At 70.7% G+C, this 22,464-nt stretch carries 21 protein-coding genes; 8 read left to right on the top strand and 13 right to left on the bottom strand.

The window, feature by feature from the left end; all coding sequences use genetic code 11:
- Positions 1–37 precede the first annotated feature (37 nt).
- Positions 38–970: a 1-aminocyclopropane-1-carboxylate deaminase/D-cysteine desulfhydrase gene (locus ACIRR8_RS06675; RefSeq protein ID WP_404059811.1), complete on the top strand. Its 933-nt coding sequence runs from the start codon at positions 38–40 to the stop codon at positions 968–970.
- Here ACIRR8_RS06675 and ACIRR8_RS06680 read toward each other — a convergent pair.
- Positions 946–2,547: a Na+/H+ antiporter gene (locus ACIRR8_RS06680; protein WP_404059814.1), complete on the bottom strand. Its 1,602-nt coding sequence runs from the start codon at positions 2,545–2,547 to the stop codon at positions 946–948. The two genes, ACIRR8_RS06675 and ACIRR8_RS06680, sit on opposite strands and share 25 nt — an antisense overlap.
- 35 nt (positions 2,548–2,582) lie before the next feature.
- Between ACIRR8_RS06680 and ACIRR8_RS06685 the strand changes: the two genes are divergently transcribed.
- The 3 genes from ACIRR8_RS06685 to ACIRR8_RS06695 all read left to right on the top strand — a co-directional run bounded on the left by ACIRR8_RS06685 (position 2,583) and on the right by ACIRR8_RS06695 (position 4,435).
- Positions 2,583–2,843, top strand: a complete 261-nt coding sequence (locus ACIRR8_RS06685; protein ID WP_404059817.1) for a UBP-type zinc finger domain-containing protein — start codon at positions 2,583–2,585, stop codon at positions 2,841–2,843.
- Between the two features lie 231 nt (positions 2,844–3,074).
- A complete protein-coding gene (locus ACIRR8_RS06690; RefSeq protein WP_024492166.1) occupies positions 3,075–3,488 on the top strand; it encodes an anti-sigma regulatory factor in 414 nt (137 codons plus the stop codon).
- Positions 3,485–4,435: an RNA polymerase sigma factor SigF gene (locus tag ACIRR8_RS06695; RefSeq protein ID WP_404059819.1), complete on the top strand. Its 951-nt coding sequence runs from the start codon at positions 3,485–3,487 to the stop codon at positions 4,433–4,435. Before ACIRR8_RS06690 ends, ACIRR8_RS06695 begins: the two co-directional genes overlap by 4 nt.
- Positions 4,436–4,525: 90 nt before the next feature.
- Here ACIRR8_RS06695 and ACIRR8_RS06700 read toward each other — a convergent pair whose 3' ends face one another.
- On the bottom strand, positions 4,526–4,975 hold the full coding sequence (locus tag ACIRR8_RS06700; protein WP_404059822.1) for a hypothetical protein: 450 nt from the start codon (positions 4,973–4,975) through the stop codon (positions 4,526–4,528).
- Between the two features lie 183 nt (positions 4,976–5,158).
- Here ACIRR8_RS06700 and ACIRR8_RS06705 point away from each other — a divergent pair, with 183 nt between their 5' ends.
- Together ACIRR8_RS06705 and ACIRR8_RS06710 are read left to right on the top strand one after the other, a co-directional pair.
- Entirely contained in the window at positions 5,159–6,127 is a 969-nt protein-coding gene (locus tag ACIRR8_RS06705; protein ID WP_404059824.1) for a diacylglycerol/lipid kinase family protein, read from the top strand.
- A 319-nt stretch (positions 6,128–6,446) separates the two neighbouring features.
- Positions 6,447–6,704 (top strand): WhiB family transcriptional regulator, encoded by a 258-nt coding sequence (locus tag ACIRR8_RS06710; RefSeq protein ID WP_003953983.1) that lies wholly within the window; start codon positions 6,447–6,449, stop codon positions 6,702–6,704.
- A 179-nt stretch (positions 6,705–6,883) separates the two neighbouring features.
- Here the strand turns inward: ACIRR8_RS06710 and ACIRR8_RS06715 are convergent, their stop codons facing one another.
- Positions 6,884–8,350 (bottom strand): sensor histidine kinase, encoded by a 1,467-nt coding sequence (locus ACIRR8_RS06715; RefSeq protein ID WP_404059827.1) that lies wholly within the window; start codon positions 8,348–8,350, stop codon positions 6,884–6,886.
- Positions 8,351–8,787: 437 nt separating this feature from the next.
- Entirely contained in the window at positions 8,788–9,870 is a 1,083-nt protein-coding gene (locus tag ACIRR8_RS06720; protein ID WP_404059830.1) for an SIS domain-containing protein, read from the bottom strand.
- 245 nt (positions 9,871–10,115) lie between these two features.
- Here ACIRR8_RS06720 and nagB point away from each other — a divergent pair, with 245 nt between their 5' ends.
- The gene (nagB, locus tag ACIRR8_RS06725) at positions 10,116–10,901 is read left to right on the top strand and encodes a glucosamine-6-phosphate deaminase (protein ID WP_404059833.1); all 786 of its coding nucleotides are present in this window, start codon (positions 10,116–10,118) and stop codon (positions 10,899–10,901) included.
- 141 nt (positions 10,902–11,042) lie between these two features.
- On the opposite strand, the gene ACIRR8_RS06730 is transcribed toward nagB, so the two are convergent.
- The 4 genes from ACIRR8_RS06730 to ACIRR8_RS06745 form a co-directional block, all read right to left on the bottom strand.
- The gene (locus ACIRR8_RS06730; protein ID WP_404059835.1) at positions 11,043–12,584 is read right to left on the bottom strand and encodes a glycoside hydrolase family 3 protein; all 1,542 of its coding nucleotides are present in this window, start codon (positions 12,582–12,584) and stop codon (positions 11,043–11,045) included.
- Between the two features lie 9 nt (positions 12,585–12,593).
- Entirely contained in the window at positions 12,594–13,454 is an 861-nt protein-coding gene (locus tag ACIRR8_RS06735) for a carbohydrate ABC transporter permease (RefSeq protein WP_404059837.1), read from the bottom strand.
- Positions 13,451–14,458 (bottom strand): carbohydrate ABC transporter permease, encoded by a 1,008-nt coding sequence (locus ACIRR8_RS06740; protein ID WP_404059840.1) that lies wholly within the window; start codon positions 14,456–14,458, stop codon positions 13,451–13,453. The genes ACIRR8_RS06735 and ACIRR8_RS06740 overlap by 4 nt, the downstream gene beginning before the upstream one ends.
- A gap of 115 nt (positions 14,459–14,573) precedes the next feature.
- Entirely contained in the window at positions 14,574–15,872 is a 1,299-nt protein-coding gene (locus tag ACIRR8_RS06745) for an extracellular solute-binding protein (protein WP_404059843.1), read from the bottom strand.
- A gap of 279 nt (positions 15,873–16,151) precedes the next feature.
- Here ACIRR8_RS06745 and ACIRR8_RS06750 point away from each other — a divergent pair, with 279 nt between their 5' ends.
- Complete coding sequence (locus tag ACIRR8_RS06750; RefSeq protein WP_018510045.1) at positions 16,152–16,916, top strand: GntR family transcriptional regulator; 765 nt, start codon at positions 16,152–16,154, stop codon at positions 16,914–16,916.
- Between the two features lie 171 nt (positions 16,917–17,087).
- Here ACIRR8_RS06750 and ACIRR8_RS06755 read toward each other — a convergent pair whose 3' ends face one another.
- The 5 genes from ACIRR8_RS06755 to ACIRR8_RS06775 are packed head-to-tail and all read right to left on the bottom strand — an operon-like array spanning position 17,088 to position 22,456.
- Complete coding sequence (locus ACIRR8_RS06755; protein ID WP_404059845.1) at positions 17,088–18,098, bottom strand: aldo/keto reductase; 1,011 nt, start codon at positions 18,096–18,098, stop codon at positions 17,088–17,090.
- Positions 18,099–18,100: 2 nt separating this feature from the next.
- A complete protein-coding gene (locus tag ACIRR8_RS06760; protein ID WP_404059848.1) occupies positions 18,101–19,150 on the bottom strand; it encodes an endonuclease/exonuclease/phosphatase family protein in 1,050 nt (349 codons plus the stop codon).
- A complete protein-coding gene (locus ACIRR8_RS06765; protein WP_404059851.1) occupies positions 19,147–20,304 on the bottom strand; it encodes a glycosyltransferase family 4 protein in 1,158 nt (385 codons plus the stop codon). The genes ACIRR8_RS06760 and ACIRR8_RS06765 overlap by 4 nt, the downstream gene beginning before the upstream one ends.
- On the bottom strand, positions 20,301–21,407 hold the full coding sequence (locus tag ACIRR8_RS06770; RefSeq protein ID WP_404059853.1) for an endonuclease/exonuclease/phosphatase family protein: 1,107 nt from the start codon (positions 21,405–21,407) through the stop codon (positions 20,301–20,303). Before ACIRR8_RS06770 ends, ACIRR8_RS06765 begins: the two co-directional genes overlap by 4 nt.
- Positions 21,404–22,456 carry a glycosyltransferase family 2 protein gene (locus tag ACIRR8_RS06775; RefSeq protein ID WP_404059856.1) on the bottom strand — a complete coding sequence of 351 codons (1,053 nt, stop codon included), beginning with the start codon at positions 22,454–22,456 and terminating at the stop codon, positions 21,404–21,406. The genes ACIRR8_RS06770 and ACIRR8_RS06775 overlap by 4 nt, the downstream gene beginning before the upstream one ends.
- Between the last annotated feature and the right edge of the window lie 8 nt (positions 22,457–22,464).

A 22,464-nucleotide genomic window follows, 5' to 3' on the forward strand; every position in this document is an offset into this window, starting at 1 on the left:
AAAGGGGGTGCCGCCGGGGGCAGGCCACAATAGGCAGGTGAACCGCCCCGAGACCCTCCTGCGCCCCAGGGTGCCGTCCCCGCTCCAGGAGGTCCGGGACGACCGCTTCGACCGGCGCGGGATCACGCTCCTCCTCAAGCGGGACGACCTGATCCACACCGAGCTGCCGGGCAACAAGTGGCGCAAGCTGGTCCTCAACCTGGAGGCGGCCGCCGGGCGGACCGTGCTGACGTTCGGCGGCGCCTACTCCAACCACCTCCGGGCCACCGCAGCGGCCGGCCGGCTGCTGGGCTTCCCCACCATCGGGGTCGTACGCGGAGACGAACTGGCACACCGCCCGCTCAACCCGTCCCTCGCCCGGTGCGCCGCCGACGGCATGAGGCTGCACTTCGTGGACCGTACGACCTACCGCGCGAAGGCCTCACCCGAGGTCCTGGAGGCGCTGCTGAGCCTCTTCGGGGACGTGGAGGTGATCCCGGAGGGCGGCAGCAACGCCCTGGCCGCACAGGGCTGCGCAGCGCTGGGGCAGGAGTTGCGCGGGCTCACCGATGTGGCTGCTGTGGCCTGCGGGACCGGCGGTACCCTCGCCGGGCTCGCGGCCGGGCTGGACGACCGACAGCGCGCGCTCGGCGTACCGGTGCTGCGCGGCGGCTTCCTCGGCGAGGCCGTCGCGGCGCTCCAGCACGAGGCGTTCGGCGGTCCGGCCGGGAACTGGTCGCTGGAGACGCGCTTCACCTTCGGCGGCTACGCCCGTACGACTCCGGAACTGGACGCCTTCGCCGCGGACTTCGAGGACCGGCACGGGCTGCCGGTGGAGCGGGTCTACGTCGCCAAGCTGCTGTTCGCGCTGTCGGTCCTGGCCGAGGAGGGCGCTTTCACTCCGGGCAGCCGGGTGAGCGCGGTGATCACCGGCACGCCCGAGCCACCGACCCGTACAGCGCTCCCTCAGGACTCGTCCGTCTCCCGGTAGGCGGCCGCCTCCTCCAGGTCCAGCCGGCGCAGCAGCGTACGCATCATCTCGTCGTCGATCCGCCGCTCGTCCCGGAGCTTGACGAAGACCTCCCGTTCGGCCTCGATCATCTCGCGGGAGAGCCGCCGGTAGGTGTCGTCCGCCGATTCGCCGGTGACCGGGTCGGCCGCGCCCAGCCGCTCCCAGACGGCGTTGCGGCGGCGCTCCAGCACAGCGCGCAGCCGGTCGGCCAGCGGCGGCGGCAGGCTGTTGTGCGGGTCGGCGAGCAGCTCGTCCAGGCGGGCCTCTGCGGCCACCGACGCCTCGCTCTGGGCCTGCGCCTCGATGAGCGTCTCGGCCTGCGGGTCGCGCCCCGGCAGCTTCAGTACGCGGACGAGGACGGGCAGGGTCAGCCCCTGGATCACCAGCGTGGCGATCACCGTGGTGAAGGTCAGGAACAGCACCAGGTTGCGGGCCGGGAACGGCTCGCCGTCGTGAGTGACCAGCGGGATCGAGAAGGCGACGGCGAGCGAGACGACGCCGCGCATCCCGGCCCAGCCGACGATCAGCGGCGCGGTCCAGTCGGTGCCCGGCTCCCGCTCCCGTACGCGCCGCGAGAGCCATCGGGGCAGATAGGTGGCCGGGTAGACCCAGATGAAGCGGACCACGACGACCGCGACGAACACGATCGCGGCGTAGCCGAGCGCCGCCACCGCGCCGCCCGCTTCGAGCCCCTTCAGGACGAACGGCAGCTGGAGCCCGATCAGGGCGAAGACCGTGGACTCCAGGATGAAGGCCACCATCTTCCAGACGGCGGCCTCCTGGAGGCGGGTGGCGAAGTCGACCTGCCAGGAGCGGTGTCCCAGATAGAGCGCGACGACGACCACGGCGAGGACTCCGGAGGCGTGCACCCGTTCGGCCGCCGCGTACGCCACGAACGGGATCAGAAGAGAGAGCGTGTTCTGGAGCAGGGCCTCCTTCAGATGCGTGCGAAGCCAGTGCAGCGGCACCATAAGCAGCAGCCCGACCCCGACCCCGCCGACCGCCGCCAGCAGGAACTCCGCGATCCCGGAGGCCCACGTCATCCCCTCCCCCACCGCTGCCGCCAATGCCACCCGGAAGGCGGTGATCGCGGTGGCGTCGTTCACCAGCGACTCACCCTGAAGGATGGTCGTCACCCGCGCGGGCAGCCCGACCCGGCGGGCGATCGCGGCGGCCGTCACGGCGTCCGGCGGCGCCACCACCGCCCCCAGGACGAGCGCGGCGGTCAGCGGCAGCTCAGGGATGGCCAGATGGGCCAGCCATCCCACGGCGACGGTGGCGAAGAGCGTGTAGCCCACGGAGAGCAGCGCTACCGGCCGGATGTTGGCCCGCAGGTCGAGGTAGGAGCTGTCGACGGCGGCCGTGTAGAGCAGCGGTGGCAGCAGCAGCGGGAGCACGATGTGCGCGTCCAGGTGGTACGTCGGGACGCCCGGCACCAGGCCCGCGATCAGGCCCACGGCGACCAGGACGAGCGGCGCGGGGACCGGGGTACGGCGCGCCGCTCCGGCGACCGCCGCGCTGGCCGCGACCAGCGCCACCAGCGGCAGCGCGTCCATCTCACCGTCCTAGGATCCGTCGTAACCTGCCCATCATGAGCGAGTGTGCGCACGTAGCGGATCTGCCACGCCCCGAGCCCGTACCGCTCGGGGAGACCTGCCCCGAGTGCCTGGCGGCCGGGACCCATCCCGTGCAGCTGCGGCTCTGCCTGACCTGCGGGCACGTCGGCTGCTGCGATTCCTCGCCCCTGCGGCACGCCACCGGGCACTTCCGGGAGACCGGTCACTCGGTGATGCGGAGCTTCGAACCGGGCGAGAGCTGGCGCTGGTGCTTCGAGGACGGTTCGATCGTCTGACGTCTGGGTACGTCAATCCGGCGCCGGTTCTTCGTAATTGGACGCCGCAGACCCCTAGCCACTGTACGTACTCATGGGTTTACCATGAGTGACGGCCGGGGGATGGGGTGCGGGCGACACTGCATCATGGATCCGATAGCGTCGCCGAGCTGAGAACCGTCGACCGACCGTATGGCTCCGGGCCACCCTTCCCGGAGCCTCGAAAGAGTTTGTGCCACCTTGGAGGTGAGGGTGTCCCAGATCGCAGGCGAGCCCGGGAATCAGGACTTCGTAGAGGTCCGGCTGCCCGCTGCGGGTGCCTACCTGTCGGTGTTGCGAACGGCCACGGCCGGTCTCGCAGCGCGTTTGGACTTCACTCTCGACGAGATCGAGGATCTTCGCATCGCGGTCGACGAGGCCTGCGCGATCCTGCTTCAGCAGGCCGTGCCCGGCTCCGTCCTCAGCTGCGTGTTCCGGCTCATCGACGACTCTCTCGAGGTGACGGTGTCGGCCCCCACGACGGACGGCCGCGCACCGGAGCGTGACACCTTCGCCTGGACGGTGCTCTCCGCACTGGCCGGCAAGGTCGAGTCGACGGTCGCCGACGACCGTACGGTCAGCATCAGCCTCTACAAACAGCGCGGCGCGGGCCCCGGGCCGGCGTGAGCGACGGGAACGGGGACGGCCCTGTGCGGGACGAGACGATCCGACCCGGGGTGGTGCGCCCAGCAGGCATCCCGGAGCAACAGGCCCGGCCGCATCCGGTGGACGGAGCGGACGGGTCCCAGGGGCTCAACGTCGCGGTGGAGCAGTCGCAGGAGCGGGCGGGCCAGATGAGCGAGCACGGGCACCACGATCCACACGACCGCAGCGGGGCCCGGGCCCTGTTCATCGAGTTGCGGGAGCTTCCCGACGGCTCCGCGGAGAAGGCGGAGCTGCGCAACCGGCTGGTACGGATGCATCTGCCGCTGGTGGAGCACCTGGCCCGGCGCTTCCGCAACCGCGGGGAGCCGCTGGACGACCTGACGCAGGTCGCCACGATCGGGCTGATCAAGTCGGTGGACCGCTTCGACCCGGACCGGGGCGTGGAGTTCTCGACGTACGCGACGCCCACGGTCGTCGGCGAGATCAAGCGCCACTTCCGGGACAAGGGCTGGGCGGTGCGGGTGCCGCGCCGCCTTCAGGAGCTGCGGCTCTCGCTGACCACGGCCACCGCGGAGCTCTCCCAGCAGCACGGCCGCTCGCCGACCGTGCACGAGCTGGCCGAGCGGCTCGGCATCTCCGAGGAGGAGGTGCTGGAGGGCCTGGAGTCGGCCAACGCGTACAGCACGCTCTCGCTGGACGTGCCGGACACCGACGACGAGTCGCCGGCGGTCGCGGACACGCTGGGCTCGGAGGACGAGGCGCTGGAGGGCGTGGAGTACCGGGAGTCGCTCAAGCCGCTCCTGGAGGATCTGCCGCCGCGCGAGAAACGCATCCTGCTGCTGCGGTTCTTCGGCAACATGACCCAGTCGCAGATCGCCCAGGAGGTCGGAATCTCGCAGATGCACGTCTCCCGGCTGCTGGCCCGCACGCTGGCCCAGCTGCGCGAGCGCCTGCTCGTCGAGGAGTAGGACGGCCCTCCGCAGGGCGCCACGGGTCCCGGGGCTCAGACCTCCCGGGTTCGCGCGGGCCTCCGGGTTCGCGCAGGCTTCGGGAGTCGCTCAGGCTTCCGGGTCGGCTCCGGCGCCCCTGCGCAGGCCGAGGATCCGGGTGGTCGCCGGGTTGAGGACGAACGCCAGACCGGTCACGGCGACCGCCGCCAGGACGATCCCGGCCGGGATCAGCGCGCCCTGGGAGCGCAGCAGCGTCCAGGCCACCGGCAGCGCCATGATCTGTGTGATCAGCGCCGGACCCCGGCTCCAGCTCCGCAGCAGCATCAGGCCGCGGGCGGCGATGAGCGGAATGGCGCCGAGCGCGATCAACGTGATGCCGACCGTCTCCGCCTGCTGCGGGCTCTCGGGACGCCCGAGCACCCCCATGACCAGCAGGTAGAGCCCGCTGACCGCGAGTGCGGCGCCTTCGAGGGCGTTGATCCCGGCGAGGGCGGTGATCCTTCGCGGGCGCTCCGTCGCGGCGGGCGAGGGGGCGGAGGGGGTCGCTTCAGTGCTCACGCCCTTCAGGTTGGCATCCCCGGGCCCCGGAAGTGAAGCCGGGGGGCGCGGGCGCGGCGCACATCACGTACGAGGAGTGCCGACGCCGAGCGCGTACGGCGGAGGATCACGGAACGTGACCGGCTCTGAGCTGAGCGAACCGCGACTTCGGTACCGAACCACCCGGTAGGTACTCTGACGGACATGCGCGCACTTCTCGTGGTCAACCCGGCAGCCACCACCACCAGTGCCCGCACCCGTGACGTCCTCATCCACGCTCTGGCCAGCGAGATGAAGCTGGAGGCGGTGACCACGGAGTACCGGGGTCACGCGCGGGATCTGGGGCGGCGGGCGGCCGACAGCGACGACATCGACCTGGTGGTCGCCCTGGGCGGCGACGGCACGGTGAACGAGGTCGCGAACGGGCTGCTGCACCGGGGCCCGGATCCAGAGGGACTGCCGAAGCTCGCCGTGGTCCCCGGCGGCTCCACCAATGTCTTCGCGCGCGCCCTGGGACTGCCCAACGACGCGGTGGAGGCGACCGGCGCGATCCTGGACGCTCTGGAGCACCGGACCGAACGCACGGTCGGTCTGGGCCTGGCCGCCGGCACTCCGGGCACCGAGGACGAGTCCGTACCCGAACGCTGGTTCACTTTCTGCGCGGGTCTCGGTTTCGACGCCGGAGTGGTCGGCCGGGTCGAACAGAAACGCGAGCACGGCAAGCGGTCGACACACGCGCTGTACGTACGCCAGGTGGTCCGCCAGTTCCTCAACGAGGCCCATCGCAGACACGGGACGATCACACTCGACGTGCCCGGCCAGGAGCCCGTCACCGACCTCGCGCTGTCCATAATCTGCAACACCGCCCCCTGGACCTACCTGGGGAATCGTCCGGTGTACGCCTCCCCGAAGGCCTCCTTCGACACCGCTCTGGACGTCCTCGGACTGAAGCGTCTGTCGACCTCGGCGGTGGCCCTGTACGGCACGCAGCTGCTCACTTCGAGCCCTGACAGAGGGCCGCGCGGGAAGCACGCCGTTTCACTGCATGACCTCACGGACTTCACCTTGCATTCAAAGGTTCCGCTGCCCTTCCAGATGGACGGCGACCACCTAGGACTGCGCACGAGCGTGACGTTCACAGGCGTACGCCGTGCACTGCGTGTGATTGTGTGAGTGGAAGGGCCTAAAGTCCTTTAACTCGAACGTTTGGCCTGGCCCCCACCCCTTAGAAGTGCGGCTGTGACCTAGTCGACACCGAGGAATCAAAAAAAACTTTCCAGAAGGGGTTGTATCCGCCGCCGAGGTTTGCGAATCTCTACATGGCGATCGGGACGGCCCGCAACACCGGCCTCCCTGAGAGCCAGAACCCCTCCTCACCATCACAGACCACACCCAGTGCTTCTGGGAGTCGGCCCGTCATCCGTGGGGGGATTCGTGAAAGCGTTCACATTCACAAGCAACAAACGTGTAATACCAAGGAGAGGTAGCAGCCATGGACTGGCGTCACAACGCCGTTTGTCGTGAGGAAGACCCCGAGCTGTTCTTCCCCATCGGCAACACCGGTCCCGCGCTGCTGCAGATCGAGGAAGCCAAGGCCGTCTGCCGTCGCTGCCCCGTCATGGAGCAGTGCCTGCAGTGGGCGCTCGAGTCCGGCCAGGACTCCGGCGTCTGGGGTGGCCTCAGCGAGGACGAGCGCCGCGCGATGAAGCGCCGCGCCGCTCGCAACCGGGCGCGTAACGCCAGCGCCTGACCGACGCCCCCCACGAACACGCCTCAGCCAGGCGGCGCGTACAGAGCGTGCGCACAGCCCCGCCTTCGAGTCGCAGCGCGCAGTACCCCGGAGCGCATCGCATCGTGAGCATCACGGAGCGGGCCCGGACCGTCATCACGGTCCGGGCCCGCTTCGCTGTGTGCCCCCCAGCCGTGTGACTACTTGTCACCGCGCACCGGCAGGTCCAGCACCACCTGGGTGCCGCGCTCCGGCGCCGGGACCATGCCGAACGTGCCACCCAACTCGCCCTCCACCAGCGTCCGTACGATCTGGAGCCCCAGGTTCCCGGCCCGCTGCGGGTCGAACCCCTCGGGCAGACCGCGTCCGTCGTCGGTCACGGTGATGAGCAGCCGGCCCTCGGTCGGCGACCCGCCGCGTACGGCCGAGACCTCCACCGTGCCCTGATCCGCCACCGCGAACGCGTGTTCCAGGGCGTTCTGCAGGACTTCGGTGAGCACCATGGAGAGCGGGGTGGCGACCTCGGCGTCCAGGATGCCGAAGCGTCCGATGCGCCGGCAGGTCACCTTGCCCGGAGAGATCTCCGAGACCATCGCGATGACCCGGTCGGCGATCTCGTCGAACTCGACGCGCTCGTCCAGGTTCTGCGAGAGCGTCTCGTGGACGATCGCGATCGAACCGACGCGCCGGACCGCCTCGTTGAGCGCCTCGCGCCCCTGCTCGGAATCCATCCGGCGGGACTGGAGCCGCAACAGGGCGGCCACCGTCTGGAGGTTGTTCTTCACCCGGTGGTGGATCTCCCGGATGGTCGCGTCCTTGGTGATCAACTCGCGCTCGCGGCGACGGAGTTCGGTGACGTCCCTGAGGAGGACCAGCGAGCCGATGCGGACGCCCTTGGGCTTGAGCGGGATGGCCCGCAGCTGGATCACTCCGCCCTCGCCCTCCACCTCGAACTCGCGCGGCGCGTACCCGCTGGCCACCTTGACCAGCGCTTCGTCCACCGGGCCGCGGGAGGGCGCCAGTTCGGCGGTGGTGGTGCCGAGGTGGTGGCCGACCAGGTCGGAGGCGAGACCGAGGCGGTGGTAGGCGGAGAGGCCGTTGGGGCTGGCGTACTGGACGACGCCGTCCGCGTCCAGCCGGATCAGGCCGTCACCGACGCGCGGCGAGGCGTCCATGTCGACCTGCTGGCCGGGGAACGGGAAGGCGCCTGCGGCGATCATCTGGGCCAGGTCGGAGGCGGACTGAAGGTAGGTGAGCTCCAGCCGGGAGGGGGTGCGGACGGTGAGCAGGTTGGTGTTCCGGGCGATCACGCCGAGGACCCGGCCGTCACGGCGTACGGGGATGGACTCGACCCGTACGGGGACCTCCTCGCGCCACTCCGGGTCGCCCTCGCGCACGATCCGGCCCTCGTCCAGAGCCGCGTCCAGCAGCGGGCGGCGACCGCGCGGCACCAGGTGGCCGACCATGTCGTCCTGGTAGGAGGTGGGGCCGGTGTTGGGCCGCATCTGGGCGACGGAGACGTACCGGGTGCCGTCACGGGTGGGCACCCACAGCACGAGGTCGGCGAAGGAGAGGTCGGAGAGCAGCTGCCACTCCGAGACCAGGAGGTGGAGCCACTCCAGGTCGGTGTCGCTCAGGGCGGTGTGCTGGCGGACGAGATCGTTCATGGAGGGCACCCGTGGAGCGTACCCGGGGTCGACGGACGTGTTCGAACCGATCGGCCCGGGGCGCCGTGCGACAGGGTGGGGCGCCGGAAGGCGATGGACAGCGCCCCGTGTGCGGCCGGAGAATGTCGTGCACATGGATGGACACAGCCAATTGGTCTAGTCCACAATGAGTTCACCAAGACCTCCGCTCTCCCCGCACAGGAGAGTGGACCGAGGCACCCGGCGCTCTCTGCCCTGACCGCGCCGGTGCCTCATGTGGCCGGAGGCACCGCACACCGCCGGCCGGAAGGGCCGGCCTGTTCCGAAAGGCAGGCCCACTGCTCCGGGCTGCGGTGCCGGGCGGGCTGAGGGTCCCGTCCTGGCGCCGCGGCCCGCGGGTGTTTTCGAGGCCATACGTTTCCGGGGCCGCATATTTTCGGGGCCGCACGGACAGCTTCTCAGCGCGTCTCCGTGACCTTCGCCAGCGCGCGTGGTGAGTCCGGGTCCTGGCCCCGGGCGATGGTGACCTCGTACGCGAGCATCTGCAGCGGCAGGATCTCCAGGATCGGCTGCAGTTCCTCCGGGACGCCCGAGGTCGGCAGTGAGAAGCCCGCCGACGCCGCCTCCACGTGCGCCTTCGGTCCGACCACGAAGAGGTCCGCGCCGCGTCCGCGCAGGCGGTCCAGGACCGGCTGGAGGGCCTCGCCGCCGCGGCCGTCGGTGACCACGGCGATCACCGGGGAGACGTTGTCGACCATCGCCAGCGGACCGTGGAGGAGGTCGGCGCCGGAGTAGGAGAGAGCCGGGATGTAGCTGGTCTCCATGAGCTTCAGGGCCGCCTCCTTGGCGGTGGGGTAGCCGTAGCCGCGCGAGGTGATCACCATGCGCCCGGCGAAGCGGTAGCGGGAGGCCAGTGCCTCGACCTCGGCCCGGCGGCCCAGGATCGCGTCCGCCAGGTCGGGCAGGGCCGAGGCGGCCTCCGTACCGTCCTCGCCCGCCAGGCCCGCCACGAAGAGGTAGAGGGAGAGCAGGGAGGCGGTGTACGTCTTGGTGGCCGGGAGCGCCTTCTCCGGGCCCGCCAGGATGTCGATGTGGTACTCGGACACGGCGGCGAGCGCGGAGTCCGGGTTGTTGGTGACGGCGAGGGTGACCGCGCCGGCCTCGCGGGCGGCCCGGGTGGAGGCCACCAGGTCCGGTGAGCCGCCCGACTGGCTGACGGTGATCACCAGGACGTCCCGCAGATCGGGCTTGGCCCCGTACGCCGTCGTGGTGGACATGGAGGCGAGGCCGCAGGGCAGGCCGAGACGGATCTCCAGCAGGTACTTCGCGTAGAGCGCCGCGTTGTCGGAGGTGCCGCGCGCGGTGAGCAGGACGAAGCGCGGCTTCCTGGCGGCGATCTCGGCGGCCACCTCGCGGATGCGGGGCGCACCCTGGTCGAGGATGCGCCGCAGCATCGCGGGCTGCTCGGCCATCTCGCCGGACATGATGCGGCCGGGCACATCGCGCGGGTCGTCCGGGGCGGGCGGAGGGGTGGCTGACATGTGGGGTGCCTCCCATGCGGTGTCGGTTGGCGGTGGCGGTGGTGGCGGCGTACGGAGCCGCCCGCGGACCGCGCCGCCGGCGCCGTACCGGACAAGTCGACCAGCCGACGGCGGGGTCCGCCAGCGGGGCCGGGCGGGCGGACCGATCCGTGAGCTGTTCACCGCGCAGCTGCCCGATTCTGCTAGATTGGAACCTTGATTGGTCTATACCACAGGGTTCCACTCATCAGATCGGCAGGCATAGCGTGGAAGTTGTCATCGTCCCGGACGCCACGGCAGGCGGCGAACTGATCGCGGAGGCCATCGCCGCCCTGCTCAGCCGCAAGCCCGACGCCCTGCTCGGCGTTGCCACCGGTTCTACCCCGCTGCCCATCTACCGAGCGCTGGCGGCCAAGGTCGCCGCCGGGTCCGTCGACGCCTCGCGTGCCCGCATCTGCCAGCTGGACGAGTACGTCGGGCTGCCCGCCGGCCACCCGGAGTCGTACCGTTCCGTGGTGCTCCGTGAGGTCGTCGAGCCGCTCGGGCTCTCCGAGGCGTCCTTCATGGGCCCGGACGGCTCGGCCGAGGACGTCCAGGCGGCCTGTGAGGCGTACGACCGGGCGCTGGCGGAGGCCGGCGGGGTCGACCTCCAGCTGCTCGGCATCGGCACCGACGGGCACATCGGCTTCAACGAGCCGTGCTCGTCGCTCGCCTCGCGCACCCGGATCAAGACGCTGACCGAGCAGACCCGGGTGGACAACGCGCGCTTCTTCGACGACGACATCGAGCAGGTGCCGCACCATGTGATCACCCAGGGCATCGGGACGATCCTGGACGCGCGGCATCCGATCCTGCTGGCCACGGGTGAGGGCAAGGCGGAGGCCGTGGCGCAGACGGTGGAGGGGCCGGTCGCCTCGATCGTGCCGGCGTCGGCGCTTCAGCTGCATCCGCATGCGACGGTGGTGGTCGACGAGGCTGCGGCGTCGAAGCTGAAGCTGGCGGATTACTTCCGGGCCACGTACGCGGCCAAGCCGGCTTGGCAGGGCTTGTAGGGCGTACGGCCGGGCTGTACGTGCGGGAAGGGCCAGGACGCCGTGAGGCATCCTGGCCCTTCCCGTTGTGCCGCCCGTCCGGCGAGAGGCTCTGTGCTCGATCGCCGGACGGGCTCGATTTCCGGCCTTGCGGCCTCGTCCTCAGACGCCGGACGGACTGGACGTGTCCGCCACCGCCTCCGCCGCCGCCTGGCCGCAGGCCTTCGACGCGCCGTGCGTGGCGATGTGCAGTGCGCCTCTCGGCGTGGACGCCGGCAGGCCCATCTCGACCACGATCGTGTCCGGGCGCGCTGTCAGCAGGGCGTCCAGGGCCTCGCGCATCCAGGTGTGACGGTGTTCGTCGCGGACCACCGCGACGATGCGCCGCTCCCCTGCCGCCGCGACCGCCTCGGCCGCCGGATCGGCGCTCTCACTGGTGTAGCGGCCTGCCTCGGTGCCGGGGAGGAGGCGGGTGAGGCCGGCGGCGATGCCCCAGGGGGTCTCGTCGCCGACGGCGATGTTGGCCACCGCGGAGAACTCCGCGACGTAACCCGGCTCGGTCAGCCGGGCGCCGGTGCCGGTGACCTTCACCGCGCGGCGGGCGGCCACCAGGCCGATGTCGGAGCTGACTCCGGTGCCGGGCGCGGTCCCCTCCTGCACTTCCGCGCCCGGCTCCGGGACGTCCCCCCGGGCCCCCTGCGTCCAGGACGCGAGGGCTCGTACACGGGCGGCCGCGTCCGCGAGCCGCTCCTCGGGCAGTTCCCCGCTCCGTACCGCCGCCACGAGGGCGTCGCGCAGGGCCACCACCGTCTCCTCGTCGGCCAGCCCGCCGCCGACGCAGATCGCGTCGGCGCCCGCGGCGATCGCGAGGACCGATCCGCGCTCGATGCCGTAGGTCTTGGAGATGGCTTCCATCTCCACGCCGTCGGTGACGATCAGGCCGTCGTAGCCCAGCTCCTGACGGAGCAGACCGGTGAGGATCCGCGGACTCAGGGTGGCCGGGCGGTCCGGGTCGAGTGCGGGAAGCAGGATATGCGCGCTCATCACCGATTTGGAACCCGCCGCGATCGCCGCCCGGAAAGGCAGCAGCTCACGGGCGTGCAGGGTGTCGAGATCCACATCGATGCGCGGCGTCGCCAGGTGCGAGTCGACCGCGGTGTCGCCGTGGCCGGGGAAGTGCTTGGTGCAGGCGGCGACGCCGGCGGCCTGGAGCCCTTCCACGTACGCGGCGGTGTGCCGGGCCACCAGAGCGGTGTCGGCGCCGAAGGAGCGTACGCCGATGACCGGGTTGCCCGGGTTGGAGTTGACGTCGGCGGACGGCGCCCAGTTCAGGTTGACGCCGCACACGGCGAGCCGGCGGCCCAGCTCGTGGGCGACGGCCCTCGTCAGGTCCACGTCGTCGACGGAGCCGAGGGCGAAGTTGCCCGGGAACGAGGAGCCTTCGTTGACCTCCAGGCGGGTCACGTCCCCGCCCTCCTCGTCGATGGCGACGAGGACATCGTCCCGCTCGGAGCGCAGCCGCGCGGTGAGGGCGGCGAGCTGCTCGGGCGACTCGATGTTGCGGCCGAACAGCCCGACGGAGGTGAGCCCTTCACCGACGCGGCGCAGCAGCCAGTCCGGTGCGGTGGTTCCGGTGAATCCGGGCTGGAGCACCGCGAGCGCGTCGCGCGTCAGGGTGTCCGTGGTGGAAACCAGGGTGGTCATGGGACCGCACTATCCCTTCACAGCGCCGGAGGTGAGCCCAGCGGCCATCTTCTTCTGGATGATCATGAAGAAGATGACGACGGGCAGGGCGATCATGGTGGAGGCCGCCATGAGTGCGCCGTAGTCCGTTCCGCGCTCGGTGGTGAAGGTCATCAGCCACACGTTGAGCGTGTACTTGGAGTTGTCGTTGATCAGGATGTACGCGAAGAGGTACTCGTTCCACGCGTTCACCAGGGCGAAGATCGACGCGGCGGCGAGCCCGGGGGCGAGGAGCGGGAAGACCACCTTGCGGAAGGCGCCGAAGCGGGTGAGGCCGTCGACCATCGCGGACTCCTCCAGCTCCACCGGGATGTTCACGACGAAGCCGCGGATCATGATGGTGGCGAAGGGCAGCGTGGCGACCAGGTAGACGACGATCAGGCCCCAGTACTCGTCGATCCCGCCCATGGCGTTGAGCTGGGCGTAGATCGGGATGAGCATCGCCGTGGGCGGCAGCATCTGCACCAGGATCATGATCAGGAGCAGCGGCTTGCGGCCGAAGAAGCGGAACCGGCCGATCGCCAGGGCCGCCAGGGTCGCGATGATCATGCCGCCGACCACCGCGGTGACGGCGACGATCAGGCTGGACTGGATGGCGGTGGAGAAGTTGGGCTGGTTGACCGCGCGTTCGAAGTTCTCGAAGGTGATCGACGTGGGCCACAGCGTCTGGTTGTAGCTGCGGATCTCGCGGTTGGGCCGCAGGGAGCTGATGACCAGCCAGTAGACCGGGAAGATCATGACGACGGCAATGCCGAGGCCGATGATGTCCAGGTGGAGCCGGCTCTTCTTCCGGTCGGGGCGCAGCGCCTGTGTCTCGGTCGTGCTGCTCATTCGACCTCTCCCGTCTTCATGAGCTGGCGCAGGTAGTACACGGCCACGCCGGACAGCAGCAGCACCGTGATCAGGGCGATCGCGGTGCCCTGGCTGAAGGAGGTGGACTCGAACGCCTTGGAGTAGGAGTAGAGGCCGAGGGTCTCGTACTCCGGCTCGGGCTTGTTGCCGCGCAGCAGCCAGATCTGGCCGAAGACGTTGAAGTCCCAGATCACCGAGAGGGTGGCGACCATGGTGAAGACCGGCTTGATGACCGGCCAGGTGACGAACTTGTAGATGCCGTACGCGCTGGCGCCGTCGAGCGCCGCCGCTTCCTCCAGCTCCTGGGGGACCTGGGTGAGGGCGGCGTACAGGGTGACGACGACGAACGGGATGGCGCCCCAGACGACCAGCAGGGTGATGATGCCGAAGCCCTGGACCGGGTTGAGATACCAGTTGTGCCCGAGCCAGTCCTCGCCGGCGACCTTGGCGATCAGTGTGTTGATCAGGCCGTAGTCGGAGTCGGCCATGAACCGGAAGATCGAGGCGGCGACCATCAGCGGCATCGACCAGGCGGCGATCAGGGCCACCGTCAGGACGAGCCGGACCCAGGTGGAGAGCCGTCGCATGAGCAGGGCGACCAGCAGCCCGATGCCCATCGTCAGCGTCACACAGATGGCCATGAAGACGATCGTGCGGAAGGTGACCCACCAGAACTCGGAGTCGCCGAGGATGTTGGTGAACTGTTCGAAGCCCACCCAGGGGGCGGGCTCTCCGGACCACAGTTCGCGTCGGCCCATGTCCTGGAAGGACATGACTACGGTCTTGCCGAGCGGGTAGAGGTAGACGGCGGCGATCGCCACGATCGCCGGGAGGATCAGGAAGTAGGGGAGGAGTTCACCCTTCTTCCGCTTCCTCTTCTGTACCCGGGGCGCATCGTCTTCGGAGGACGACTTCCCGGTCGGCTGCGGGTCGGGCGGTAGCGGGACCGGCGGCCCGACGGCCTTGGTATCAGCGGCAGACACGTGGCTGACCTTCCATCGCGGGTCCGGGGCGAGCCCCGGAATTCACGGCGTTCACTTACGAGAAGAGGGCGGGGGCCCGGCAGTGATGCCGGGCCCCCGCCTGGCGACCGGAAGGTCAGGACTTCTTGTTGATCAGGGCGTTGATCTTGTCGTCGGCCTTCTTGGAGGCGTCGGCGACGGAGGCACCCTTCAGGATCTCCAGGAGGACGTTCTCCAGGATCTCCTCCTTCTCGACGGAGGCCCAGCCCGGCGCGATCGGCGTGAACCAGGCGTCCGGCACCGCGTTGGCGATGGCGGCCGTCTCCGGCTTCGTCTTCAGCGGCTCGAGCTGCTTCTCGTTGTTCGGGAGGACGTTCTTCGAGGCGAGGACGTCGCCGCCCTTGGCGTTGGTGAAGAGGGCGATCCAGTCCTGGCCGAGGTCCTGGACCTTGGACTTGGAGATCGTCGCGAGGTCAGAGCCGCCGATGAAGGAGGGGAGGGCCTTGCCCTCGGGGCCGGGGATACCGGCCGTGGCGATCTTGCCCTCGAGCTTCGGGTTGCCGTTCTCGCCACCCGTGACGCTGCCGGCCTCCCAGGCCTGGCCGTAGATGACCGCGGCCTTCTCGTTGGCCATGACGTTGGCGTGGTCCTGCTCGTCCTTCGTCTGGTCGGCCTTGTTGTACTTCTTGACCAGGTCGACGAAGTGCTGCAGGCCCTTCTGCGACTCGGGGGAGGAGAGCGCGCCCTTCCACTCCTTGGAGCCCTCGTCGTAGGTGGCTATCTGGCCACCGTAGGCGGCGACGTAGGACATCGCGGCGTACCAGTAGCGGCCCGGGAAGTAGAGCGAGGAGGCGCGCTTGTCCTTCTTGCCGAGGGAGGCGGAGACCTTGTCCATCGCCGCGAGGAACTCGTCCTCGGTCTGCGGGAGCTCGTCGCTGCCGGTGCCGGCCTTCAGCATGTCCTTGTTGTAGACGGCCAGACGGGCACTGGCGTAGTAAGGAACGCAGTACGTCTTGCCTTCGAAGGTGCAGGTGTCCTTCAGACCCTTGATCCAGGTGTCCGAGTTCTCGTACTTGCCGGGGTCGATTTCCCCGAGTGCACCATTCAGGATGTACTGCATGGTCTCGGTGTTGCCGAGTTCGACAACGTCCGGGAATTTGTCGCCACCGAGGGAGGTGTCAAGCTTCTTGACCTTGTCGGCCCACTGCTGGTACTGAACCTTGACCGTGACGTTCGGGTACTTCTTCTTGAACTCGGCGTTGGTGTCCTTGACCAGCTCCGGCCAGGTCGAGCGGGCCTCGCCCATGAGCCAGACGGTCAGGGTTTCCTTGCGGTCCTTGGGCTCCGCGGACGACTCTCCGTCGCCCGAACCACACGCCGCGACCGAAACCAACATGCCCGCGACACCGATAGCCGCGATGAGCTTGCGCTTCACGTCAAACCCTCCTCAGGGATGCTGCAACCCCACCCACCGCGAAGACATTCGACGAGTTCTGCTGGGGCTGGACCTGGTCTTTAATGGTTTAGACCAGTACCGGGAGCTTGGCCTAGACCTTTAGGGGTGTCAAGGGTGTATAAGAAGTGCACTCGCGTCCGTTATAGGACCGACACCTAAGGGAGGGCGACGACCCGTGACCGGACCGTGCCACCATGTGAGCCGCGACAGACGGAGGAGCCGGTGACGGCAGCAACGCAAGCGTCGGAGAGGCGGGCCATGGGTGCCGACGGGGGCAGCTCGGGGAGCGAGACCGGCAACGGTACGCGCACCGCGCGCGTACCAAAGTACTACCGGCTCAAACGGCATCTCCTCGACATGACCGATACCTTGCCGCCCGGCACCCCGGTGCCGCCCGAACGCACCCTGGCGGCCGAGTTCGACACCTCGCGCACCACCGTGCGCCAGGCGCTCCAGGAGCTGGTCGTGGAGGGCCGGCTCGAACGGATCCAGGGCAAGGGGACGTTCGTCGCCAAGCCCAAGGTCTCGCAGGCGCTCCAGCTGACCTCGTACACCGAGGACATGCGCGCCCAGGGCCTGGAGCCGACGTCCCAGCTGCTCGACATCGGCTATGTCACGGCGGACGACACGCTCGCCGGGCTGCTGGACATCTCGACGGGCGGCCGGGTGCTGCGCATCGAGCGGCTGCGCCTGGCCAGCGGCGAGCCGATGGCGATCGAGACCACGCATCTTTCGGCCAAACGCTTCCCGGCGCTGCGCCGTTCGCTGGTGAAGTACACCTCGCTCTACACCGCGCTCGCCGAGGTGTACGACGTCCGCCTCGCCGAGGCCGAGGAGACCATCGAGACCTCGCTGGCCACGCCGCGCGAGGCGGGTCTGCTGGGGACGGACGTGGGGCTGCCGATGCTGATGCTCTCCCGCCATTCCATCGATGGCCAGGGGGAACCCGTGGAGTGGGTGCGATCGGTGTACCGGGGCGACCGGTACAAGTTCGTGGCCCGCCTGAAGCGGCCGGTGGACTGAGGGACGTACCGGTGTACTGAGGGACGCAGGAACGCCGACAGCCGGTGGCCCGGGGGGCAATCCCCCGGGCCACCGGCTGTTTCCGGTCAGATCCTCGGCCGAACGCTCCTTCGGCACGGTTGCGTCACCGGTCGGGCGACTGTTCGGACCACCGGTCCGGCCGGCCCCGTCTCAGCGCAGCTCGGGGTCCGTCTCGATGACGCTGTACGGGTACGGGAGCGCCTGCCCGCTCGCCTCCGTGAGCAGCTCCGCGTCGGCCGGGTCAAGGTCCAGGCCGGCGGCGCCCAGGTTGGTCTCCAGCTGCTCCAGGGTGCGGGCGCCCACGATCGGGGCCGTCACGCCCGGCCGTCCGAGCAGCCAGGCGAGGGCGAGGACGGGCACCGCGAGACCGGTGCGCCCGGACACCTCGTGCAGGGCGTCCAGCACCCGCCAGGTCCGCGCATCGCCTTCGTACGCGCTCCACGACTCGCCCCAGCCGAGCCGCTCGGCGGTCTCCACCCGGGTGCCGGAGGGCGGTGCCGTCGTGCCGCGGCGGATCGCTCCGCTCAGCCAGCCGCCGCGCAGCGGGCTCCACGGGATCACCCCGAGGCCCTCGTTGCGGCTGACCTCCATCAGCTCCCACTCGGCGGAGCGGTCCAGCAGGTTGTAGAGCGGCTGGAGGGCGGTGAACGGCTCCCAGCCGTGCGCCCGGCTGAGGTCCACCGCCTTCTGGAGCTGCCAGCCGGAGAAGTTGCTCGCCCCGATGTAGCGGACCTTCCCGGAGGTGACGAGGGCGTCCAGCGTGGCGAGGGTCTCCTCCAGGGGGGTGCCCGGGTCCCAGGCGTGCACCTGGTAGAGGTCGATGTGGTCGGTGCCCAGGCGGCGCAGGCTCGCCTCCACCCCGGCGATCAGGTGGTTGCGGCCCAGCCCGCGGTCGTTGGGGCCCTCCCCGGTGCCGTACCGGACCTTGGTCGCGACCACGACGTCGTCGCGGCGCTGCCCCTTCAGCCAGCGCCCGAGGATCTCCTCGGAGGCTCCGGCCGAGTAGATGTCGGCGGTGTCGACGAAGGTGCCGCCCGCCTCCGTGAAGCGGTCCAGCAGGGCGTGGCTGGTCCGCTCGTCGGCCTCGCGGCCGAACGTCATGGCGCCCAGGCAGAGTTCGCTGACCCTGAGGCCGGTCTTTCCGAGGTAGCGGTAGCGCATGGTCAGATTCCTTCGCTGCGGTGTCGGGGACGGATGTCGGCGGATGTCCGGGGGCCCGGTCCGGTGAGGGACACGGTCACCTCCTGGACGCTGTGGTCGGAGAGTCCGCGCGGGTCGCGGAATCGGTAGCTGTGCACCTGGGCACCGGAGGTGGTGAGCACCCAGTCCAGGCGCCACCAGCGCATTCCGGGGCGCGGCTGCCAGGAGGTGGGGCAGAGGCGGCCGGTGAGGGGAACGGCGTCGGCGCCCAGCCCGCCGATGCGCCGGGCGTCCCCGATCGCGGCCGTGGTGTTGAAGTCCCCCGCGATCAGGGCGGGGTGGGGGCAGCCTGCCACATCGCGGGCGAGTCCGGCGTACTCGCGTGCCCGGTCCCCGGCCCTGGTGCGCACCGCGCGGTAGAACTCGGCGCGCAGCGGGCTGATGAGCCGCAGCTGCACCGGGATGTGGACGTTGAACGTGGCCAGCCGCCCCCGGCCGCCGGGCAGTTCCAGGTCCACCCGCAGGGTGCGGCGGGCGGCGGTCTCCACGACGGCGGCCACCGGCAGCCGGGAGAGGGTGATCAGCCCCCGGGCGATGACGACCTGGTGGCCGGGGAAGGTGGCGCGCAGCCGCCGTTCGTCGTCGATCAGGCGGTAGGTGCCGTCGAACTCGTCGTGGTGGTACTCCTGGAGGAGGTAGACGTCGGCGTCCAGCTCGCGCAGGAAGGCGTAGAACGGGTCGGGGTCGGTGGACTGGCACCAGTGCTGGGTGTTCCACGCCACGACGCGTACGGTGCCCTCCTCGGGTGGCCGGGCCGGCCGGCGGACGAGTGCACCGGGCACCAGGCCGCACTGGCGGGCCCCGATCAGCAGCGCGGCTCCCGCCACCGCCCCGGCGGCCACGTCCTCCGCCGCGCAGGCGAGCGCCAGCACGGCGGCGGGGACCGCGGCGAACAGGGGCGGCGGGAGCAGCGAGGGCAGCAGCCACAGCCACCAGCGGCCGTTGAGGGCCAGGTGGGCGGCGAGGAAGACCGCCCAGGCCACGGCGGCCCACAGCACCGGCCCTCCGGTCATGCCGCGACCCCGCGAGCGGCCCCGGTCTCCTGGAAGAGGGCGTCGTACGCATCGAGGCAGGCGTCCGTCCCGTACCGGGCACTCGTCGCGCGCGCCCCCTCCGCGCGCCGCTCGGGCGGGAACGCGGCGGCCTCCGTCAGGGCGGCGGCCAGGGCGTGGGCGTCGCCGGGCGGGAAGAGGCGCCCGAAGCCGGTCTCGGAGACGGGCACCCGCATGCCGGGGGCGTCACTGGCGACGGAGGGCACGCCGAGCATCATGGCCTCGGCCTGGGAGATGCCGAAGGACTCCTCGGCGACGGAGGGCAGGGCGAAGGCGTCCAGCGAGGCGTAGAACTCCGGGACCCGGGCGTCGTCGAGGAAGCCGGTGAAGCGGATACGGGTGTCGTCGCCGGCCCGGGTGCGCAGCGCCCCGACGACGCTGCCGCCCGCCACCTTCGAGTAGTCCCCCGCGATGAGCAGCCGGGCCTCGGGGTCGGGGAGCGTGCGGAAGGCGTCCACCAGGTGGTGCAGGCCCTTCTCGTGGGCGATCCGGCCGAGGAAGCCGAAGTGGGGGCCCGCCGTCTCGCGGAACGTGGCGGGGGCGGGTTCGCGCCGGCGGCAGGGCGGGGCGATGGCCAGGAGCCTGCGCTCGCCCATGAGGGGCCAGTGGCGCGAGTGCTGCGCGTGGTCGACGTTGTTGACGACGACGGCGGCCGAGCGGCGCAGGGCCGCGCCCACCGAGGCGTCGACGACCCTCACCTGGAGCGGGGCGAGCCGGCCGGGCGGCAGCCAGACGTCGTCGTGGTGCGTGCTCACCACGGGGGTGTCCCCGGCGAGCCGGGCGACGACCCCGGCCTCCAGCATCGGCAGATGGATGTTGACCACCCGGGAGGCGCGGGCGACGCGTCCGGCGAGCGGGGCGAACCCGGGGCTCAGCACACCGCGTCCGATCCGGGCCGCCACCGGGGCGCGGAACACCTCGACGCCGTTGACGGTCTCCCGCGCGGGATGGGCGGGGTCGTGGCGGGAGGCGACGACGGCGACCCGGCGGCCCCGGGCGGCCAGCCCCTCGGCGACCGTGCGGGCGACCTCGGTGAGGCCGCTGGTGTAGGGGAGGTAGTAGGTGAGGACGATCGCCACGTCGAAGCGGGGCGGGGGCGCGGCGCGCCTGGTCATGGCCGGTCCTTCTCGGTGGGCAGGGAGAGGCGGAGGTCGATCAGCTTGTGGGTGGAGTGCTCGGCGGGCGGGTCCTCGACGGACTGCCGGTGCAGCTCGACGGAGGGCGAGACGAACGCCCAGTCGAGCCGCCAGAGCGCCGGCCCCCGGACCGGGAAGGTGGCCGGGTGGACCGGACCCGCGAGCTCGGCGGCGTCCCGGAGTCCGTCGAACCAGCGCAGGTCCCCGGTGCCGGGCAGCACGTTGAGATCCCCCGCGAGGACCACGGGGTGCTCGTTGGCGTCCAGGTCCTCGCGCAGGGCCCGGAAGTGGATCTCCCGCCGGTCGGAGAGCTGCTTGACCGAGCGGTGGTAGGCGGGGGTGAGGGGGTTGCGGTCGACGTTCAGCAGGTCGGGCAGATGGGTGTTGTAGAGGGAGAGCGTCCGGCCGTCCACATCGATGTCCGTGCGCAGGACGCGGATGTTCCAGTAGTCGGCCCAGGAGGTGTCCGGCGGGGCGAGCCCTGCCGGCCGCAACGCCCTTACGGAGGTGATGGGGTAGCGCGACAGGGTGAGGAACTCCCCCTCGGTGGCGACGTGGTAGCCGGGGAACTCGGCCCGGAGCCTGGTGAGGTCGTCGATGGGCGCCGGTTCGTCGCCCCGGCGGTTCTGGTACTCCTGAAGGAGGTAGACGTCGGCCGAGTGGCCCTTCAGGTAGGCGTAGAAGTCGTCGGTGTCGCTGTCCTCGTCCCAGAAGAAGGTGTTCCAGTTGACGACCTTGAGGGCGTCGGCGGGTACGGCCGGCTGCCCGCGCAGCAGCGCCCCGGGATGCAGCCCCGTCTGCCAGGAGCCCAGGAGCAGCGAGGCCAGGACGATCCCCACGGCCAGGCGTCTCCCCCGCCGGATCAGCGCGGCGGGGATCAACAGGGCAAGCGGGACGAGCAGATGGGCGATCGGCGGGGCCAGGCCGATGCCGTTCCACCCCCACCACCGCCCGCTGAGGACCGCGCGGGCGGCGACGAACAGCGCCCAGAGGAGGGCGACGGCGAGCAGGAGGCGGCGGGGCCACACCCTGGGGGCGTCTTGCGTGGCCTCAGGGGCGTCCAGGACGGCGGTTCGGGTCACGTCGTGGCCCGTACGGCGGTGAGGTGCTCCCCCGGCTCGTAGAGCCCGCGGAAGCGCCGGGAGGCCAGCCACTGGAGGGCGCCGACGCCCGCGCCCGCCGCGATGACCGCGTTGACCACCGAGTGCACGAAGGCGAAGTAGGCCGTGAAGAGGGGGCCCCGGCGGCGGAGGACGAAGCGGTAGAGGGCGGTGTCGGCCAGCAGGGCGAAGGCGAGCAGGGCGGCGGGAAGCAGCAGCCAGGGCGCGGCGGCGAACCCCAGCGGCAGGGTCAGCACGGCGAGCAGGGCCGCGACGCTGGCGCCCGCGCGGGGGCCGGTGGCGATGCCGCCGGGGAGGTCGCCCCGGCGCACGTACAGCGGGATGTGCAGCCGGGTGCGGTGGAAGACCTTGCGGAGCACGACCCGCCAGGTGTCGTCGTGGTCGTGGCGCCCGCGCACGGTGGTGGAGCTGTGGACCTCGTAGCTCCGGCAGATCCTGGCCGCGTAGTCGCCGTCCTCGGTGTGGCGCAGCCGGGGGTTGAAGGGCCCGATCTCGGCGAAGACGTCGGCGGGCATGGCGCAGATCGCGGTGTGCAGGGTGCCGATGCGCCCTTCCGTCTCGGCGAGCCAGTAGTACTGGTGGAGGCAGCGGTACTCCTCGATCAGGCTGTCCCTGATGAGGGGTTCGGCGTCGTACGTACCGCAGACGGCACCGATCTTCGGGTCGGAGGAGAGCAGGGTGACGGCGTTGGCGACGGCGTCCGGTTCCATCGCCACGTCCGAGTCGACGAAGACGACGATCTCGCCCCGGGCGTGGGCGGCCCCGGTGTTGCGGGTGGTGGCGACCCCGCTGTTGACCCCGGTGGAGATCACCCGCACCCCGCACGCCTCGGCGACGGCGACTGAGTCGTCGGTGGAGCAGTCGTCGATCAGCAGCACCTCCATGGGGGCGTAGGTCTGGGCGAGTGCGGCGCGCAGGCACAGCTCCAGGGCCCGGCCGTAGTTGTAGTTGGGGATGACGACGGAGACGAACGGTGTCTTCTTCTGGTTCAACGGGGGCTTCTGGTTCATGGGGCCGC

Origin of the sequence: Streptomyces sp. NPDC101178, from assembly GCF_044767965.1 — a bacterium.
Taxonomy (GTDB): Bacteria; Actinomycetota; Actinomycetes; order Streptomycetales; family Streptomycetaceae; genus Streptomyces.

Bases quoted from the DNA above. Each gene is read 5' to 3' on its own strand.
- ACIRR8_RS06680 (WP_404059814.1), bottom strand. From the start codon at position 2,547: ATGGACGCGCTGCCGCTGGTGGCGCTGGTCGCGGCCAGCGCGGCGGTC.
- ACIRR8_RS06760 (WP_404059848.1), bottom strand. From the start codon at position 19,150: ATGACCGGAGGGCCGGTGCTGTGGGCCGCCGTGGCCTGGGCGGTCTTC.
- ACIRR8_RS06735 (WP_404059837.1), bottom strand. From the start codon at position 13,454: ATGAGCAGCACGACCGAGACACAGGCGCTGCGCCCCGACCGGAAGAAG.
- ACIRR8_RS06750 (WP_018510045.1), top strand. From the start codon at position 16,152: ATGGGTGCCGACGGGGGCAGCTCGGGGAGCGAGACCGGCAACGGTACG.
- ACIRR8_RS06720 (WP_404059830.1), bottom strand. From the start codon at position 9,870: ATGTCAGCCACCCCTCCGCCCGCCCCGGACGACCCGCGCGATGTGCCC.
- ACIRR8_RS06765 (WP_404059851.1), bottom strand. From the start codon at position 20,304: ATGACCAGGCGCGCCGCGCCCCCGCCCCGCTTCGACGTGGCGATCGTC.
- ACIRR8_RS06710 (WP_003953983.1), top strand. From the start codon at position 6,447: ATGGACTGGCGTCACAACGCCGTTTGTCGTGAGGAAGACCCCGAGCTG.
- ACIRR8_RS06705 (WP_404059824.1), top strand. From the start codon at position 5,159: ATGCGCGCACTTCTCGTGGTCAACCCGGCAGCCACCACCACCAGTGCC.
- ACIRR8_RS06755 (WP_404059845.1), bottom strand. From the start codon at position 18,098: ATGCGCTACCGCTACCTCGGAAAGACCGGCCTCAGGGTCAGCGAACTC.
- ACIRR8_RS06775 (WP_404059856.1), bottom strand. From the start codon at position 22,456: ATGAACCAGAAGCCCCCGTTGAACCAGAAGAAGACACCGTTCGTCTCC.
- ACIRR8_RS06715 (WP_404059827.1), bottom strand. From the start codon at position 8,350: ATGAACGATCTCGTCCGCCAGCACACCGCCCTGAGCGACACCGACCTG.
- ACIRR8_RS06730 (WP_404059835.1), bottom strand. From the start codon at position 12,584: ATGACCACCCTGGTTTCCACCACGGACACCCTGACGCGCGACGCGCTC.
- ACIRR8_RS06685 (WP_404059817.1), top strand. From the start codon at position 2,583: ATGAGCGAGTGTGCGCACGTAGCGGATCTGCCACGCCCCGAGCCCGTA.